The 14,673-nt window shown below is 57.0% G+C and carries 13 protein-coding genes and 1 pseudogene; 6 read left to right on the plus strand and 8 right to left on the minus strand.

Annotated elements, in window-relative coordinates; genetic code table 11:
* From rplI to A5774_RS01910, 6 genes are all read right to left on the minus strand, one after another.
* Window positions 1–411 (minus strand): 50S ribosomal protein L9 (gene rplI, locus A5774_RS01885; protein ID WP_064833147.1); only part of this gene is annotated, 411 nt, incomplete at its 3' end.
* An 88-nt stretch (window positions 412–499) separates the two neighbouring features.
* A complete protein-coding gene (locus A5774_RS01890; protein ID WP_027018083.1) occupies window positions 500–1,075 on the minus strand; it encodes a single-stranded DNA-binding protein in 576 nt (191 codons plus the stop codon).
* A gap of 61 nt (window positions 1,076–1,136) precedes the next feature.
* Window positions 1,137–1,424, minus strand: a complete 288-nt coding sequence (rpsF, locus tag A5774_RS01895; RefSeq protein WP_023018753.1) for a 30S ribosomal protein S6 — start codon at window positions 1,422–1,424, stop codon at window positions 1,137–1,139.
* Window positions 1,425–1,669: 245 nt separating this feature from the next.
* Window positions 1,670–1,861, minus strand: a complete 192-nt coding sequence (locus tag A5774_RS01900; RefSeq protein WP_021353274.1) for a hypothetical protein — start codon at window positions 1,859–1,861, stop codon at window positions 1,670–1,672.
* On the minus strand, window positions 1,858–3,384 hold the full coding sequence (locus tag A5774_RS01905; RefSeq protein WP_064833148.1) for a glycosyltransferase family 87 protein: 1,527 nt from the start codon (window positions 3,382–3,384) through the stop codon (window positions 1,858–1,860). The genes A5774_RS01900 and A5774_RS01905 overlap by 4 nt, the downstream gene beginning before the upstream one ends.
* The gene (locus tag A5774_RS01910) at window positions 3,384–5,675 is read right to left on the minus strand and encodes a transglycosylase domain-containing protein (protein WP_156519523.1); all 2,292 of its coding nucleotides are present in this window, start codon (window positions 5,673–5,675) and stop codon (window positions 3,384–3,386) included. The genes A5774_RS01905 and A5774_RS01910 overlap by 1 nt, the downstream gene beginning before the upstream one ends.
* Window positions 5,676–5,868: 193 nt before the next feature.
* Between A5774_RS01910 and A5774_RS01915 the strand changes: the two are divergent.
* From A5774_RS01915 to A5774_RS01930, 4 genes and pseudogenes are all read left to right on the plus strand, one after another.
* Window positions 5,869–6,956: pseudogene (locus tag A5774_RS01915) on the plus strand (inositol-3-phosphate synthase).
* A 10-nt stretch (window positions 6,957–6,966) separates the two neighbouring features.
* The gene (locus tag A5774_RS01920) at window positions 6,967–7,422 is read left to right on the plus strand and encodes a MarR family winged helix-turn-helix transcriptional regulator (protein WP_064833149.1); all 456 of its coding nucleotides are present in this window, start codon (window positions 6,967–6,969) and stop codon (window positions 7,420–7,422) included.
* 19 nt (window positions 7,423–7,441) lie between these two features.
* Window positions 7,442–8,443, plus strand: a complete 1,002-nt coding sequence (locus A5774_RS01925; protein ID WP_064833150.1) for a universal stress protein — start codon at window positions 7,442–7,444, stop codon at window positions 8,441–8,443.
* 43 nt (window positions 8,444–8,486) lie between these two features.
* Entirely contained in the window at window positions 8,487–8,954 is a 468-nt protein-coding gene (locus A5774_RS01930; protein WP_064833151.1) for a hypothetical protein, read from the plus strand.
* 76 nt (window positions 8,955–9,030) lie between these two features.
* Here A5774_RS01930 and A5774_RS01935 read toward each other — a convergent pair whose 3' ends face one another.
* On the minus strand, window positions 9,031–10,014 hold the full coding sequence (locus A5774_RS01935) for a rhodanese-related sulfurtransferase (protein ID WP_064833152.1): 984 nt from the start codon (window positions 10,012–10,014) through the stop codon (window positions 9,031–9,033).
* A 77-nt stretch (window positions 10,015–10,091) separates the two neighbouring features.
* Entirely contained in the window at window positions 10,092–11,585 is a 1,494-nt protein-coding gene (locus A5774_RS01940; RefSeq protein ID WP_064833153.1) for a DUF1846 domain-containing protein, read from the minus strand.
* A 177-nt stretch (window positions 11,586–11,762) separates the two neighbouring features.
* On the opposite strand from A5774_RS01940, the gene A5774_RS01945 reads away from it, so the two are divergent.
* Window positions 11,763–12,656 (plus strand): Fpg/Nei family DNA glycosylase, encoded by an 894-nt coding sequence (locus A5774_RS01945; RefSeq protein WP_064833154.1) that lies wholly within the window; start codon window positions 11,763–11,765, stop codon window positions 12,654–12,656.
* A 56-nt stretch (window positions 12,657–12,712) separates the two neighbouring features.
* Complete coding sequence (locus A5774_RS01950) at window positions 12,713–14,659, plus strand: bifunctional ADP-dependent NAD(P)H-hydrate dehydratase/NAD(P)H-hydrate epimerase (RefSeq protein WP_064833155.1); 1,947 nt, start codon at window positions 12,713–12,715, stop codon at window positions 14,657–14,659.
* Window positions 14,660–14,673: the final 14 nt, after the last annotated feature.

Here is a 14,673-nt window from a genome sequence, read left to right on the forward strand (position 1 = left end):
CAGCTCAACTTCTGCCTGGTAGTTACCAGTCTTTTTCACCAATGCCTTTGGCAAGTTGATGATTCGCTTGTCCAGCTTCGGACCGCCAGCCTTGGCAACAGCCTCGGCAACGTCTTCTGCGGTGACCGAGCCGAAGAGCTTGCCCTTGGACGAAGTCTTGACCTTGACGACGACGTCGTTCAGGGACAGCTTGTCCAGAGCTTCGCGTACCTCAACAGCGTGATCCAAGTCGCGGATCTCGCGCTGTTGCTGAGCACGGCGAATGCCTTCGATGTTCTTCTCTGCTCCGGCGGTGGCTGGGATAGCCAGGCCACGCGGCAGCAAGTAATTGCGTCCGTAGCCGTTTTTAACCTCTACGACTTCGCCTGCGGCGCCGAGGTTCTCAACGGCAGCGGTGAGGATCAGTTTCATGATCCCTGCCTTTCGTTGTTTTGTTGCTAGGCCCCGCCAATTATGTGGCGCGGTGTAGCAGTTTTGCGGTGAATAAACGAGCTAAATCTTAAAATGGAGGTTCGCTGTCTCCGCCGAAACCACCAGCGGGTGGGGCGGAATTCCACGGATCATTATCCGGACCGTTGTTGTTCGACTGGTTGGACTGGTTACCACCGAATCCACCCTGCGAACCACCGGAAGGAGCACCTCCGCCGAAACCACCCTGGTTCGACTGGTTGTTACCGCCTCCACCAAAGTTCCCGGAGCCGCCCTCACGCGGGTTCCGGTTCACTTGTGCGGAAGCGTATTTCAGCGACGGGCCTACCTCGTCCACTTCAATTTCAAAGACTGTACGGCTTTCGCCCTCTTTGGTTTGGAAGGAACGTTGGCGCAAACGGCCGGTGACGATCACTCGCATACCCTTAGACACCGATTCTGCAACGTTTTCCGCCATGTTGCGCCAAGCGTTGCAGGTCAAAAACAGGGCCTCACCGTCTTCCCACTGCTGCGTTTGCGCATTATAGCGCCGCGGGGTGGAAGCGATACGGAAGTTAGCCACCGCTGCACCCGATGGGGTGAAGCGCAATTCTGGGTCCGCAACTGCGTTGCCGACCACGGTGATGTTGGTATCTCCCTGTGCCATGTTTTCTCCTCAGTGCTTTCCGGGATGCAGGTTCGTCGTCTACGACCTCCAGTATCCGGATTTAGCTGTCGGTACGCAGAACCTTGGTACGCAGTACGGTATCGGAAAGGTTCAGACGCCGATCAAGCTCTTTAACCGAATCCGGTTCGCATTCCAGGTTGATGACGGCGTAGATGCCTTCGGAACTCTTCTTGATTGGATAAGCCAAGCTGCGCTTGCCTACCACATCAACGTTTTCCACCTTGCCGTTATCCTTGCGGACAGTCTCGAGGAACTTATCCAGGGATGGGGCAACGGTGCGTTCATCCTGCTTAGCATCCAGGATGATCATTACTTCGTAGCGACGCACGGACCTCATCACCTCCTATGGTCTTGTCGTTTCGGCCATATCACCTTCGCGGATATGGCAGGAGGGTTCGTTGCGTCAAGCAACCCTCAAAGATTAGCGCACCCAGGGGATATCCGCAATCATTAGCGGAGCTGCTGTTCCCGGCCTGGCGTCTCGCTAACAAATTGACTGCACAATTGACTGCACAAACGACACGCAAATTCCCCTGCACTAAATTAACTAGTGCTAAATTACCCAGCGCTAAATTAGCCAGCGTTAGTAGTAGCGAAAAATACCGCCAGCATAGTCGGTATGACCGTCAGAAACAGTAGTGCAATCAACCCAAGCACCACGGCTGGTCGACGGGTAGGTTTGCGATGAATAGCCCAATATGCAGCACCGATACATCCCAACCCAATCACTATGGAAATAACTCCGCTGATGACGATGGCGTTCATGCATTCTCCTTTTTATTCGCATGCCACATGGTTTTGCTTACGCGCCCTTCCCGCATTTGCACGTGCTCCGCCGCTTTTTCCGGTGACACTTGCAACGGCCCGGCCAACGGGTCATAACCGTTATGGGCCTGATAAACCGTATCCTCGCTACGCCCGAGCATTTGTCGCACCACGCAGACCACCAACACCACAATCAGCCCGGTGCGCGTGAGCACCACGAGATCCAAAAATTCCGCCGGCAGCCCGTTGTTATCGGAACCGTGCATATGCCACATCAGTACTGGCCAGACGAACATGTCAACCGCCATCCAGGCCCACAACAGCCTCCATCGTGGCAACGCCAGCACAGCCGGAATGACCAGCCACAACGAATATTGCGGCGACCAGACTTTATTGAACAGCAAAAACGCGGCAATAATTAGGAAAACTAGTTCCGCCACCCGCGGTTGGCGCTTGCCGACGAACCCGACAATGGCGATTGCCAGACAGCTCGCCATAAACAGCACTAGGCTCACGCTGTTGAGGATTTGTGGAACCTCCGCACCTTCCGGGTCGAAGCCGTCGAAAAGCGTCAAACGTGCGGCAACAGCATAAATTGTGGTCCATTCCCAACTGCGCGTGCTGTTTAAACGATTGAATTCATTCCATGCCTCTGGATAAGCAAGCAATACCGGAAGGTTGACCACTAGCCATGTCACCGCGGTGCTCACCGCCACTATGATGAACGACCGGAATCTGCGCAAGCGTAGTGCTAAAACGATGAAAGCGCCCAGCAAAAACACCGGCCATAATTTGGCTGCGGTACCTAGCCCAATAGCAATTCCGGCCCAGACCGTGCGTCCGCGTGAAAATGCCAACAAGCCAGCCACTGCGAAGAAAATCGCGAGAATATCCCAATTGGTAAAAGCGTGCACCAGTACCAATGGGCTTGCAGCAACCAGAATGATGTCCCAAATGCGTCTGCCTGCGAGTGCACAGGCCATGCGCACAGTCGCTACCCACAGTATCGCGAGCACCAGAACCGTGAGCACGAAATACCACCCGGCCATGGGCACCGGCACGAGGTGTTTACTGATGGCTTCCACTGGAGGGTAGCTAATGCGGGCTAACCAACCCATGAAGCCTTGAAAATACCCCGTAACCACAGGGTATTCCAGGTAACGGGTCAGGTCGCCTTCCTGCCAGGAATAAGCGTAAGGAAAAACGCCGGTGTCCAACCCACGCCCGGCAAACAACGGCACGATGTCGTTATAGCAAGCGGAGACATAAGCCCGGTTGCCCGACCAGTTGAGATCAATCGCACCAGTATCGGGATTGATGCTGCCGCGGGTGCAGTGCGCCTTGCTGAGGAACCCTCCCGCAAGAAACAACATCGCCACTGAGACGATCACCTGCACGGGGTTAAACCAGCGTGAATGCGCCAGCCTCCCATGCTTACCGACGTGCCCACCTAGGAAATCGATCAACCGCCGGGCTGCCGGTTCGGTCTCAGCAGGCGCAACCCAGCCAGCCCGGTTGTTCATTACAGCAGGTTCTCCAACTCGTTGATGGCGTCTTCGATGACTGCGCCCGGAGCCGGTGGCGCCTGGCGTCCGCCCTGGCCACCCCCTTGGTTCTGACCGCCCTGGCCGCCCTGGCCAGTCGCGCCACCTTGTCCACCGTTTTGGCCTTGGCCTCCTGGCGCCTGTCCACCCGGCGCGGGAGCTTGCTCGCCTTGGCCTGGTTGTTCGTCATCCTCTGCACCGTCTGCAGGGGTTTCCGGAGTCTGGTTTGGCGTCGTGGCCCCACCAGTTCCGCTACCGTAACCGGAGCGTCCCGTGCCACTAGATGCCGGTGGTACATAGCTTTCGATCAGGTTTGAGCCGGAATTGCCATAGGTGCGCCAACGCACCGGGGCTGCGCTTTCGAAGGAAGCCTGCTCGCGTCCTTCCAGCGCTCGATCTAAGGAGTCCTTCCAGATCGATCCAGGAGTATTGGCGCCATACATATTGCCGCCGTACTGATTGAAAATCGCCGAAGTGTTGTCGGCAGTACCCACCCAGACTGCGGTGGACAACTCTGGGGTGCCACCAACCATCCAAGCGTCCTTGTTCAGTCCGGTATCGCCCAACTGTGCGGTACCCGTCTTGCTTGCCGACGGACGGCCTCCAGCCAACACCTGGCCGGCATGCGCAGCCACTGGTTGCATTGCTTGGATTACGTTGTCCGCAACTGTCTCAGAGACGCGCCGTTCTGGCTTGTGATCGTTGTGCTCGTAGAGCACTTCACCGCGGGAAGTTTCTACGCGAGAAACAAAATGCGGCTGATTATAAACCCCGTGGTTGGTTAGCGTGGCCATCACAGTCGCCATATCCAAAACTCGCGACTGGTACTGCCCCAGCACGATGCCTTCATAAGGTTGCTCGCCGTTTTCAGTCAGCGATTCCGGCACACCAGGGAAAGACTTGGCCACTCCCAGTGCGTGTCCCATATCAGCGGTATCTTGCGTGCCGTTGACCAAGTCATCCTGCAAACGGATGAATGAGGTGTTGTAGGAGTATTCCAACGCCGTGGCGATGGAGCACACGCCACAGCCATTGCCGTCCCAGTTGGTGACTTCAATGCCACCCGGCAGCATCACAGGCGTCGAAGCGTAATTAGCCCCCAATGGGATGCCTTGTTGCAAAGCGGCGGCTAGGCCAACAATCTTGAACGTTGATCCAGTCTGCAGCCCGGCTGAAGCGTAGTCCCAACCAGATGCTTCGTCCCCGCCGTAGTAACCGCGCACCGCGCCTGTAGCTGGCTCGATGGTCACCACAGCCGAGCGGGCATCTTCTTGCAACCCCGCCATGTTTTCTTCCACAGACTGCAGCACGGAATTCTGTACATGCTGGTCGATTGTGGTGGTTACCTGCAAACCGCGGTTGGTCACATCGTCTTCGGTAATGCCTAAAGTTTCCAGTTCTTCGATGACCTTGTTTTTAATGTGACCGTTCGGACCGGTGGCTTCCGTGTACGCCGAGTATTCAGCTGGGTCGCGAGTTTCCGGATAAAACATCCCGGCGCGTTGTTCTGCTGGCAACAGCCCCATCTCGACCAACCCGTCCAGCACATAATTCCAACGACCTTCCGCCCGTTCCCGGTCATTCCACGGGTCTAGTTGGTTCGGCACCTGGATAGTCGCGGCCAGCACCGCGGCTTCTTCTATCGTCAGCTCGGTGGCTGGTTTGTTGAAATACGCCGTCGACGCAGCTTCGATACCGTAAGCATTGCGTCCGAAGTACACGGTATTGAGATAAGACTCCAGAATCTGCGCTTTGTCCCACTCATTAGTCATTTTGATGGAGTGGACCAATTCATTCCATTTTCGTGCATAGGAGTGATCGTCACCCACGATGACGTTTTTCACGTACTGCTGGGTAATCGTCGACCCGCCGCCGGCGTTAGCGTTGCCCGTGACCTGCCCCCAGGCGGCGCGCAAAAAGCCAGATACGGAAAAGCCACTGTTATCCCAAAAATCACGATCTTCGGCGGCCAGCACAGCATTCGACACATACTCCGGAAGGTCTTCCAAAGACACGAACGTGCGGTTGCCTTCTGGCGGCACTAAACGAGCCAGCTCGGTGGTGCCGTCAGAGGCATAGATATGGGAAACCTGCGCGGTAGTCACCTCGCTTGGTTCCGGGGTATCGGCACGCACATAAGCGACCGCAAAAATCATGCCTGGAATCGCCAAAATAGCCACGAAGATGATCGCTAGCGTGATCCATATCTTCTGGCGCCGGGTACGCGGCTGCCGGGCGTCGTCGGTGTCAGTCTGGGAGTTCTCAGTCACCGTCAAACCTCTGTCATTGCCTTGTAGAAATATCTCTTCAAAGAATACGGGGTGTGTCCAGTTGGTGGAAACCACCGTGGCTTCCTCTTGATCGATACACCTCGCTGTACTTGATCGATACACCAATATTTCTGCACTGTTTCCGCAGCATATCGCTTTTAAGCTGGTCTGCCTAAGGAAAGGAACAATCATCATGTCCAAAGTTCGTGTGGCCATCGCCGGTGTCGACAATTGCGCTAGTTCCCTGGTGCAGGGCGTAGAGTTTTACCGCAACGCACCTGTCGATGAGAAAACCTTGGCCTCATGCATCCCCAGTTAGGCGAATACCACGTTGGTGATGTGGAATTCGTCGCCGCATTTGATGTTGATGCTACGAAAGTTGGCAGCGATCTTGCCGACGCTCTCGATGCATCGCTTAATTGCACGATCCGCATTGCAGACGTTCCGCCCACCGGGGTAACAGTGCAACGTGGCCCCACCCTGGATGGGCTGGGCATGCACTATCTGGCATCCATCGAAGAATCCAAGGCAGAACCAGTAGACGTCGCCCAAGCTTTGCGCAACGCTGAGGTTGACGTACTCGTCTCTTACCTCCCTGTGGGTTCGGAAGAAGCCGACAAATACTATGCACAGGCCGCCATCGACGCGGGTTGCGCCTTCGTCAACGCACTACCAGTATTCATCGCATCCGACCCCGAGTGGGCACAGAAATTCCTTGACGCCGGGTTGCCTATCGTTGGCGACGACATCAAATCGCAGGTCGGCGCAACGATCACTCACCGAGTGATGGCGAAGCTTTTCGAGGATCGTGGCGTCCGTCTAGACCGCACTATGCAGTTGAACGTCGGTGGCAACATGGACTTTAAAAACATGTTGGACCGAGAACGCCTGGAGTCCAAGAAGGTATCGAAGACACAGGCGGTGACTTCGAATCTGCACAACGGGCCACTGGCAGGGCTGAAGTCTGGCCGAAACGTACACATTGGCCCTTCTGACTATGTGGAGTGGCTCGATGACCGCAAGTGGGCATATGTACGTTTGGAAGGCTCGGCTTTCGGCGAGGTGCCATTGAACCTGGAATACAAGCTCGAAGTCTGGGATTCACCCAATTCTGCGGGTATCATCATCGACGCAGTCCGGATCGCAAAAATTGCTTTGGATAGAAAAGTAGCAGGTCCGGTCGATGCCGCATCGTCCTACCTCATGAAATCTCCACCGGTTCAGCTTTCTGACGACGAGGCTGCAGCCAAACTAAAAGCATTCATTACTAAAAGTGACTAAGCTATCAGCCATGAGTAAAACAGCGGAAGAAGTGGCAGCGAAACTCCAGGAACCAATGACTCGCCTACGAGTCCTTTACGACCGCATCGCTAGTCACTATTCGTTGACCCCGGCCCAGATGACCATCATGGAGTTTCTGTACAAAAATGGCGCCAGCCGCATCAGCGCGGTTTCCGAGGCAGAAGGCATCCGTATGCCTACCGCCTCCAATGCTTTGGTGCAACTGGAGCGCAGGGACCTAATTCGTCGTGTACGCGACAGCGTCGACCGCCGTGGAGTCAAAGTAGCCCTGACCAACCTCGGCAAAACTGAATACGAGGAAGCACGGGAAGCGCGTCGCAAAACGCTAGCCCAATTGCTGGATCATTTGGACGAAGCAACCCTGGCCAACGCGCATGAGCTTGCCGACGTCATTGTCGAGCTGGCAGAGCGCTACACCCCGGCAAAGCACAACGAAAACAACTAACGAACTACACTAAGTTTTCATGGCCACTGATTCTGCCGGCGCCGTATCGTCGACAAGCGCGCGCCAACCGCTCCGCGTTCTCGTCGCCTGGAACCCAACGTCTTCCGGAGACGAAGCCATCGCCTACGCCGCATGGCTCGCCCGGTCCATGCCCGTCAGAATCCGCGTGATTTCCATTTTGCTACGCCCATGGCCAGCAACTTCATTGGCGAAACTAGGCGGCAAATACCAAAAATCTTTCAACAAAGAGGCCAAAGCGTGCGCCACAGCAGTAGAAGAAGCGCTCACGCAAGCTGAGATTCCCTCACAGTGTTGGGACGATGATTTCTCGGTGTTTGCCGATGGTTCCTCCCCCGCCCCAATTTTGACCGAAGCAGCCAAAGATTTCGCTGCCGACCTCGTCATCGTCGGCTCCAGCGCTTCGACCCCCAAAGGGCGCTTTCACAGCTCGTCGACGACCTCTGCACTACTGCACTCTTCACCGAGTCCGCTGGGTTTGGCACCCCGTGCAACAAAGCTATCCAAACATGGCATCACCCGCCTGAACTACGCGTTTTTAGAATCCGGCGAAGAAACCTCACAGGTTGGACTTCTGTACGCTGCGAGTTTAGCCAACAAGCTTTCATTACCATTGCGGATAGTCGCTTTTTCGCCTACCGGACTGGTCGATATCCCAGTCACAATCAAAAAATCTTTGGTGCAGGATCTTACCGATCAGTGGCACGAGAATGCACTAGCGATGCTGGACCGTGCACGCGATCGCATCATGGACTGCTTCCCAGACATCACCGTAGAGACCGGCATTGGCTCCGGCGACGGGTGGAAGGGCGCAATCGACGCATTGAAGTGGAAAAAGGGCGACTTGTTATGTCTGGATTCCAGCGATGCAGGACCTTCGCCACGGGTTTTTATTGGTTCGCCAACCTCGGAATTCCTACAGAATATTCGCGTTCCCGCCGTGGTCTTACCCGCCGGGTATGAACGGCAGGAACAGCAAGGACAGCAAGAACAGCAAGATTAGGTGCGCAAAAGCCAGAATAAGCCAACGCCCCTAGACTAGAGGCATGCCTGCTACCCCGAATTTTCCGCACCCAGAAAACGATCTCTACGACGATGATCCGTCTCGGTTCACGCGGAATCCTCGTAGCCTCGACGAGCTAGCCAATAGCCCAGACCCATATATGCGCGCGGGCAAAGACGAAGAATCTTCCCGCCAGGCTAGGCGCTACTTGCTTTGGGCCATGGGGGGATCTTTCGTCGTCGGGCTTGGTTCCTTGCTGTTCAGCCGACTCACCGGCGGTGAGTTGTGCGATTCCGGCGAAGCGGCCTGGTTGTGCACCGAAGCCTCGAACACCTGGTGGCCGATCCTCGCGTGGACGATTCCGTTTTTCAGCATGGTGATCTGCGCGATCATCATGGTGCGCAAACTCCGCGCCGGCGTGCGGTGGCGCACCTGGATGGGCGTGTTCTGGGTATTAGTGCCCAACGCCATGTTTTGGGGGCTCGGCGCCGTGCAGATACTGGCGCTATAAAAGGCCCCGATATAAAACGCCTTGACATAAAACGCCTCGGTATAAAACATCGAGGCGCCCGTCGCGCTGCGGGAAGCTACGCGCCCTGCTTTTGCGCTTCTGCTTTTTCTGCTTCCTCTTTTTGCGCGATAGCCTCGGCAACTTCCTGGCAGTCCTCGCGCCCGCAATGCGCGGTGCGCGGGTTAGCATAGCAATCATCGCAAATCAGCACTTGCCTGCGGCAAGTGTCTTCATTGATGCAGTTATTGAACTTATTATTGCCCACTCCACAGTGGATGCAGTGCCCTAATTGCACAAAATTTGGATCATTGTCCTGCCCAAATTCCATGTGCATGCGCTCATCAAACACATACAACGAGCCTTCCCACAGGCCTTTGTTTCCGTATTTTTCGCCGTAGCGCACGATACCGCCGTCGACCTGATAGACCTCGTTGAAGCCACGGTTTTTCATCAACGAAGACAAAATCTCGCAGCGGATGCCGCCCGTGCAATAGGAAATCACCGGCTTGTCCTTCATCCAGTCATACTTGCCGGATTCGATTTCTTTGATGAAGTCATGCGTGGTTTCCACATCCGGCACCACCGCATTTTTAAACTTGCCAATCTCGGCTTCCATGGCGTTGCGGCCGTCGAAAAACACCACGTCGTCACCGCGCTCTTCGACGAGTTTATTCACTTCTTCCGGTTTCAGGTGCACGCCGCCGCCGATCACGCCGTTTTCATCAACCTTCAACTCATCAGCAGCGTTGAAAGCAACGATTTCATCACGGACTTTCACCGACAAGCGTGGGAAATCGTCAGCGCTGCCATTGGACCACTTGAAGGACATGGAATGAAAGCCATCATATTCGCGGGTGCGCTTGCGGTACTGCTTACAAGCAGCGACCGTGCCGCCGACGGTACCGTTGATGCCGTGCTTGGAAATGAGAATGCGGCCTTTCAGCCCCAGCGATTCGCACAAAGCCTTTTGCCACAGCATCACCGCCTGCGGGTCTGCGATAGGGGTGAACTGGTAATACAGCAGGATTTTTGATTCAAGCGATTCGCTGCGGCTAGTCATAAGCCGCATTTTAATAACCAGCTGGAAGTTTTCCTAACTACCGGGCACGCAGGGGCCGGGTGGAAAAAGCCGCAGGCTTAAACCTTGTGGTACAAACCTTTACGCCAGAACACCGGATCGCTGCTCACGCGCACGCCAAGGTTGCGGAAAATGCCTTCGTCGACAGGTCCCAGAATCGTGGTGGTGTGCACTTCACAATCCCGCAGGTTCTTCAACGCCGCCAGTGCCGCGCGAGCATCAGCGGAATTCGCTGCAGACACCGACAACGCAATCAGCACTTCATCGGTGTGCAAACGGGGGTTCTTCGAACCCAAGTGCTGGGTTTTCAGCGTTTGGATCGGTTCGATGGCTTCCGGAGCCAGCAACAAGACGTCGTCAGGAATACCAGCCAAGTGCTTCAAGGCATTCAGCAACATTGCCGCCGAACAACCCAGCAGGCTGGAGGTTTTCCCGGTAACCATGGTGCCGTCGGCAAGCTCAATGGCAGAACCCGGCTGCCCGCTTTCCTCAGCCACCCGGCGCGCCGGAGCAAGTACCGCGCGATCGTCGACTGCAACACCGGCTTTGTTCATCACCACGGCCACGCGCCCAGATAACGTGCTGTCGAGTTCGTCGGTGCGCTCGGTAACCAGGGCTTTGAAATAACGGCGGATGATTTCCTGGCGGGCGGCTTCCTGGCAGGCTTCGTCGTCGCTGATGCAGTAGCCGACCATGTTCACGCCCATGTCTGTTGGCGACTGATACGGCGAAGCCCCCACCAGTTTTTCCAACAGGCGTTTGAGCAGCGGGAAGGCTTCGACGTCGCGGTTGTAATTCGAGGCCTTTTGGTCATAGGCCGACAGGTGATACGGGTCGATGACGTTGGCGTCGTCCAGATCTGCGGTGGCTGCCTCATAGGCCAGGTTGACGGGGTGCTCGAGCGGCAGGTTCCAAATGGGGAAGGTTTCAAATTTTGCGTAACCAGCGTTCACGCCGCGCTGGTGTTCGTGATAAATCTGCGATAGGCAGGTCGCCATCTTGCCGGAACCCGGCCCCGGCGCGGTCATGATGATCAGATCGCGGGAGGTTTCTGCAAAGTCATTGCGGCCAAAGCCATCTTCGGACACGATGCGGTCAGCATCCGTGGGGTAGCCCGGGATCGTGCGGTGGCGAGAAACCTTCAGCCCCATGCGATGCAGGCGCTGGATGAAGGCTTCTGCCTGGTGGTTACCGTCTTCCAGCTGGGTGATGACGACGTTTTCCACCAAAAAACCGCGCTCACGGAAGACGTCGACAAGCCGCAACACGTCATCTTCGTAGGTAATGCCAAGGTCCGCGCGGATTTTATTGCGCAGCAGGTCCTTGGAGTTCACGCAGATCATGATCTCCAGGTCATCTTTCAACTGCTCCAGCATCGCGATTTTATTATCCGGGGTAAATCCCGGCAGGACGCGTGATGCGTGCAGGTCGTCGAAAAGCTTGCCCCCCATTTCGAGATAAAGCTTGCCGCCGATTTCTTTCCGTCGCGCGTTGATGTGCTCCGATTGGAGTTGAATGTATTTCTCGCGATCAAACCCGATCTTATGCGCCATTGTGCCTTACTTTCTCTCGCGAGGATCCCCCGCGTGCAGCCTCGAAAAATCTATGACGCATGACTAGTATACGCGCCCAGCACGGTGATAAATAATAGCTGTCACTCGACAGGCCTAAGCTCTGATCATCCAGCGCCCAGCACGAACATAGCGCAAGCACAGCGCTAGGCTAGAGACATGCCTGAAGGTCACGTCATCCACCGTCTTGCCGACGAATTCACCCGCATTTTTGGCACCCAGCGCCTGCATATCACCAGCCCACAGGGCCGTTTTGCCACGGAAGCAACGCTTGTCGACGGCTCCCGGCTCGAGCGCGCGGAGGCGTTTGGCAAACACTTATTCTTGCATTTCGATGCCGCTTCCGACGAGCACATCATCTATATCCACTTGGGCCTGATTGGACACTTGCGTTTTGAGGATCGCGAGAAGGTGTGGGGGCAGATCCGATTGCGCATCGAAACACTTGCCGACGACGACGCGAATGATTCTGGCACCAAAACCAGAAGCACCTCCGCCGCCGAAGGCAACTCCGACAGCGGGAACCCCCACAATCTGGCGGCGAATCTGCGCGGCCCGCAGTGGTGTCGGCTGATCACGGACGAGGAATACGCCATCGCCGTCGGCAAGATCGGGGAAGATCCTATCCGCGATGATGCCGATCCGAAGCAGGTGTGGACGAAGGTGCAGCGTTCGAAGCGCAGCATCGGCTCGTTGTTGATGGACCAGAAACTGTTTGCGGGGGTGGGCAATATTTATCGCGCGGAGGTGTTGTTCCGGCATCAGCAGTCGCCGTTTACTCCGGGTAATGCGATTGATCGCAGCGTGTTTTTCGCTATGTGGGAAGACCTGGTGGCGCTGATGCGCCAGGGCGTGGTCGACGGCGAGATTAATACGGTGCGCGCTGAGCACACCCCAGAGGTGATGCACCGCCCGGCGCGTGACGACGAGCACGGCGGCGAAGTCTATGTTTACCGGCGCGCGGGAGATGATTGTTATGTCTGCGGATCGGATATTGCGATGAAAGCCTACGAGGGGCGCAATTTGTTTTGGTGCCCGACTTGCCAGGCTTGATCATTGGGGCGTAGCTTGCCACCACAGGCTTAGGCCGGGGTGGTTAAGCTGGGTTTATGTTCGCTTATTCTGCTGATCAGATCCGCGCTGCGGAAAAAGCACTCCTGGCCCATGAGGTGGCCGACGACGAGATGATGAAGCTCGCCGCCGCTGCCGTGGCCGATACCGCCCTGGATATGTTGCGGGCGCAATCTCGGCGCACCCCCGCGCACCAGGAAACGGCTAAGCAGGCTACAGGCGGGCGCGACATGCAAGCGCCGGGGACGGCAGACGTCGTGGTTGCAGTCGGCCCCGGCGGTAATGGCGGCGATGGTCTGTTTGCCGCCACGCATTTGTTGTTGGCGGGTTACCGAGTGCAGGCAGTGCCGGTAGCTACGCGTGCCGACGGCTCCCCGAAGGTGCACTCCGCTGCGTGGCAGGCCTTTTGCGCCGCCGGTGGTGAGCAGGTAAGTGCCCGGGAACTAGTTGCCGCGGCGAAGGCGGCAGCTGCAGCGACGACACCGGGAGCTGTGACAGCGCCGGGGGCAGCGACAGCACCAGCACTGATTATCGACGCGATCGCTGGTTTATCTGCAGGCCGCGGCCTTGACGGCGAACTCGCCGAGTTCTTTTCCGCGCAGCGGCGCGCAGGCACCGATGTTCTTGCCATTGATGTACCTACCGGGGTGCACTGCGATACTGGCGCCACTGCTCCGGAAGCACCAGCAGGTGAGCGCCGCTCTGGCGATAGCTATGTGCGTGCGACGGTCACTATCTCTTTTGGTGCTGGTCGCTTGGCGCACGCGGCAACACCTGCGTGCGGGAAGGTCGTGATCGCCGATCTGCAATTGCCGCAGGGTCCGCGTACGTTTGCAGAAGAACTTGCGCACCAACGCTGTGCAAACCAAAATTCTGCAAAAAGCAAAGTTACAGAAAACACCAGCACCGGTGCCAGCTCCAAGCAAGGCACCGTCGAGTTTTTCCAGGTTCCAGCAATCGCAACCAAGGCTCCGGCGTCGGCAAGCGGGAGCACACCGGAATCACCGCAAACACCAGGTGTGCCGGAATTCCAGCATGGCACAGTCGGCGTCGGCAGCGGCCCCGGAAACCTAGAACCGCAGCCAGCTGGGGACAAATACTCCTCGGGCGTGGTTGGTCTATGTGCCGGCTCGGCGGCGTATCCCGGCGCGGGCATTTTATCTGCGGCCGGTGCGATCGCCGCTACGCCATCGATGGTGCGGGTGCTTGGGCCTGCTGAACTCACGCGTGATGTGGTGCGCGCGCACCCGGAAGCAGTCACACATACCAGTGTGCGCACCGCCGGGCGGGTGCAAGCGTTGGTTGTTGGGCCGGGGCGCGGAACAGATATTTCCGCAGCCTTGGAATTGGAATATGCGTTGCGGGGCACTCAGCCTCTGGTTTTGGATGCCGACGCCATCACGTTGTTAGCGGCTAGCGCGCAGTTGCGGAAGCTCCTGCGCGACCGGGCAAGCACTAGCCCGGTGCTGCTGACCCCGCATGATGGAGAGTTCCAGCGTTTAGCAGGCGTGCTGCCTGCGCCGGATCAGGATGCTTCTACAGCCGACGCCACTACGGCTAGTACCGCTGGCACCTCTGGTTTTTCTGGCACCACCGACCGTTTGCACACTACCCGCGCCCTGGCGGCACAACTCAATGCGTGGGTGCTGCGCAAAGGGCGGATCACTCTGATTGCCAGCCCTGACGGCAGATTGGTGTCGGTGAATACGGGCTCTTCGTGGGCTGCCACGCCTGGTTCCGGTGATGTGCTGTCCGGAATTCTGGGAGCTTTCCTCGCCGAGTGGAATGCACCAGCAGCCGCTCCGGAGACTAAACACAACGAGGCAACCCAGGCGGATCTTGCCGACGTTTTCCGGCGCGCTGTCGTCGTGCATTCTTGGGCCGCGCAGCTTGCTGCACAAACAGAATTTGGGATGGCGCCGACGTCGGCAAGCGCAATTGCTACCGCGATACCCCGGGCGCTGGCATATTTCTCCAGGCAGTAAGGCCAGTAAGGCGA

The organism is Corynebacterium sp. EPI-003-04-2554_SCH2473622 (assembly GCF_001665955.1).
GTDB classification, from domain to species: Bacteria; Actinomycetota; Actinomycetes; order Mycobacteriales; family Mycobacteriaceae; genus Corynebacterium; species Corynebacterium pseudodiphtheriticum.

Bases quoted from the DNA above. Each gene is read 5' to 3' on its own strand.
- A5774_RS01890 (WP_027018083.1), bottom strand. From the start codon at position 1,075: ATGGCACAGGGAGATACCAACATCACCGTGGTCGGCAACGCAGTTGCG.
- A5774_RS01920 (WP_064833149.1), top strand. From the start codon at position 6,967: ATGAGTAAAACAGCGGAAGAAGTGGCAGCGAAACTCCAGGAACCAATG.
- A5774_RS01940 (WP_064833153.1), bottom strand. From the start codon at position 11,585: ATGGCGCATAAGATCGGGTTTGATCGCGAGAAATACATTCAACTCCAA.
- A5774_RS01945 (WP_064833154.1), top strand. From the start codon at position 11,763: ATGCCTGAAGGTCACGTCATCCACCGTCTTGCCGACGAATTCACCCGC.
- A5774_RS01900 (WP_021353274.1), bottom strand. From the start codon at position 1,861: ATGAACGCCATCGTCATCAGCGGAGTTATTTCCATAGTGATTGGGTTG.
- A5774_RS01930 (WP_064833151.1), top strand. From the start codon at position 8,487: ATGCCTGCTACCCCGAATTTTCCGCACCCAGAAAACGATCTCTACGAC.
- A5774_RS01950 (WP_064833155.1), top strand. From the start codon at position 12,713: ATGTTCGCTTATTCTGCTGATCAGATCCGCGCTGCGGAAAAAGCACTC.
- A5774_RS01905 (WP_064833148.1), bottom strand. From the start codon at position 3,384: ATGAACAACCGGGCTGGCTGGGTTGCGCCTGCTGAGACCGAACCGGCA.
- A5774_RS01935 (WP_064833152.1), bottom strand. From the start codon at position 10,014: ATGACTAGCCGCAGCGAATCGCTTGAATCAAAAATCCTGCTGTATTAC.
- A5774_RS01925 (WP_064833150.1), top strand. From the start codon at position 7,442: ATGGCCACTGATTCTGCCGGCGCCGTATCGTCGACAAGCGCGCGCCAA.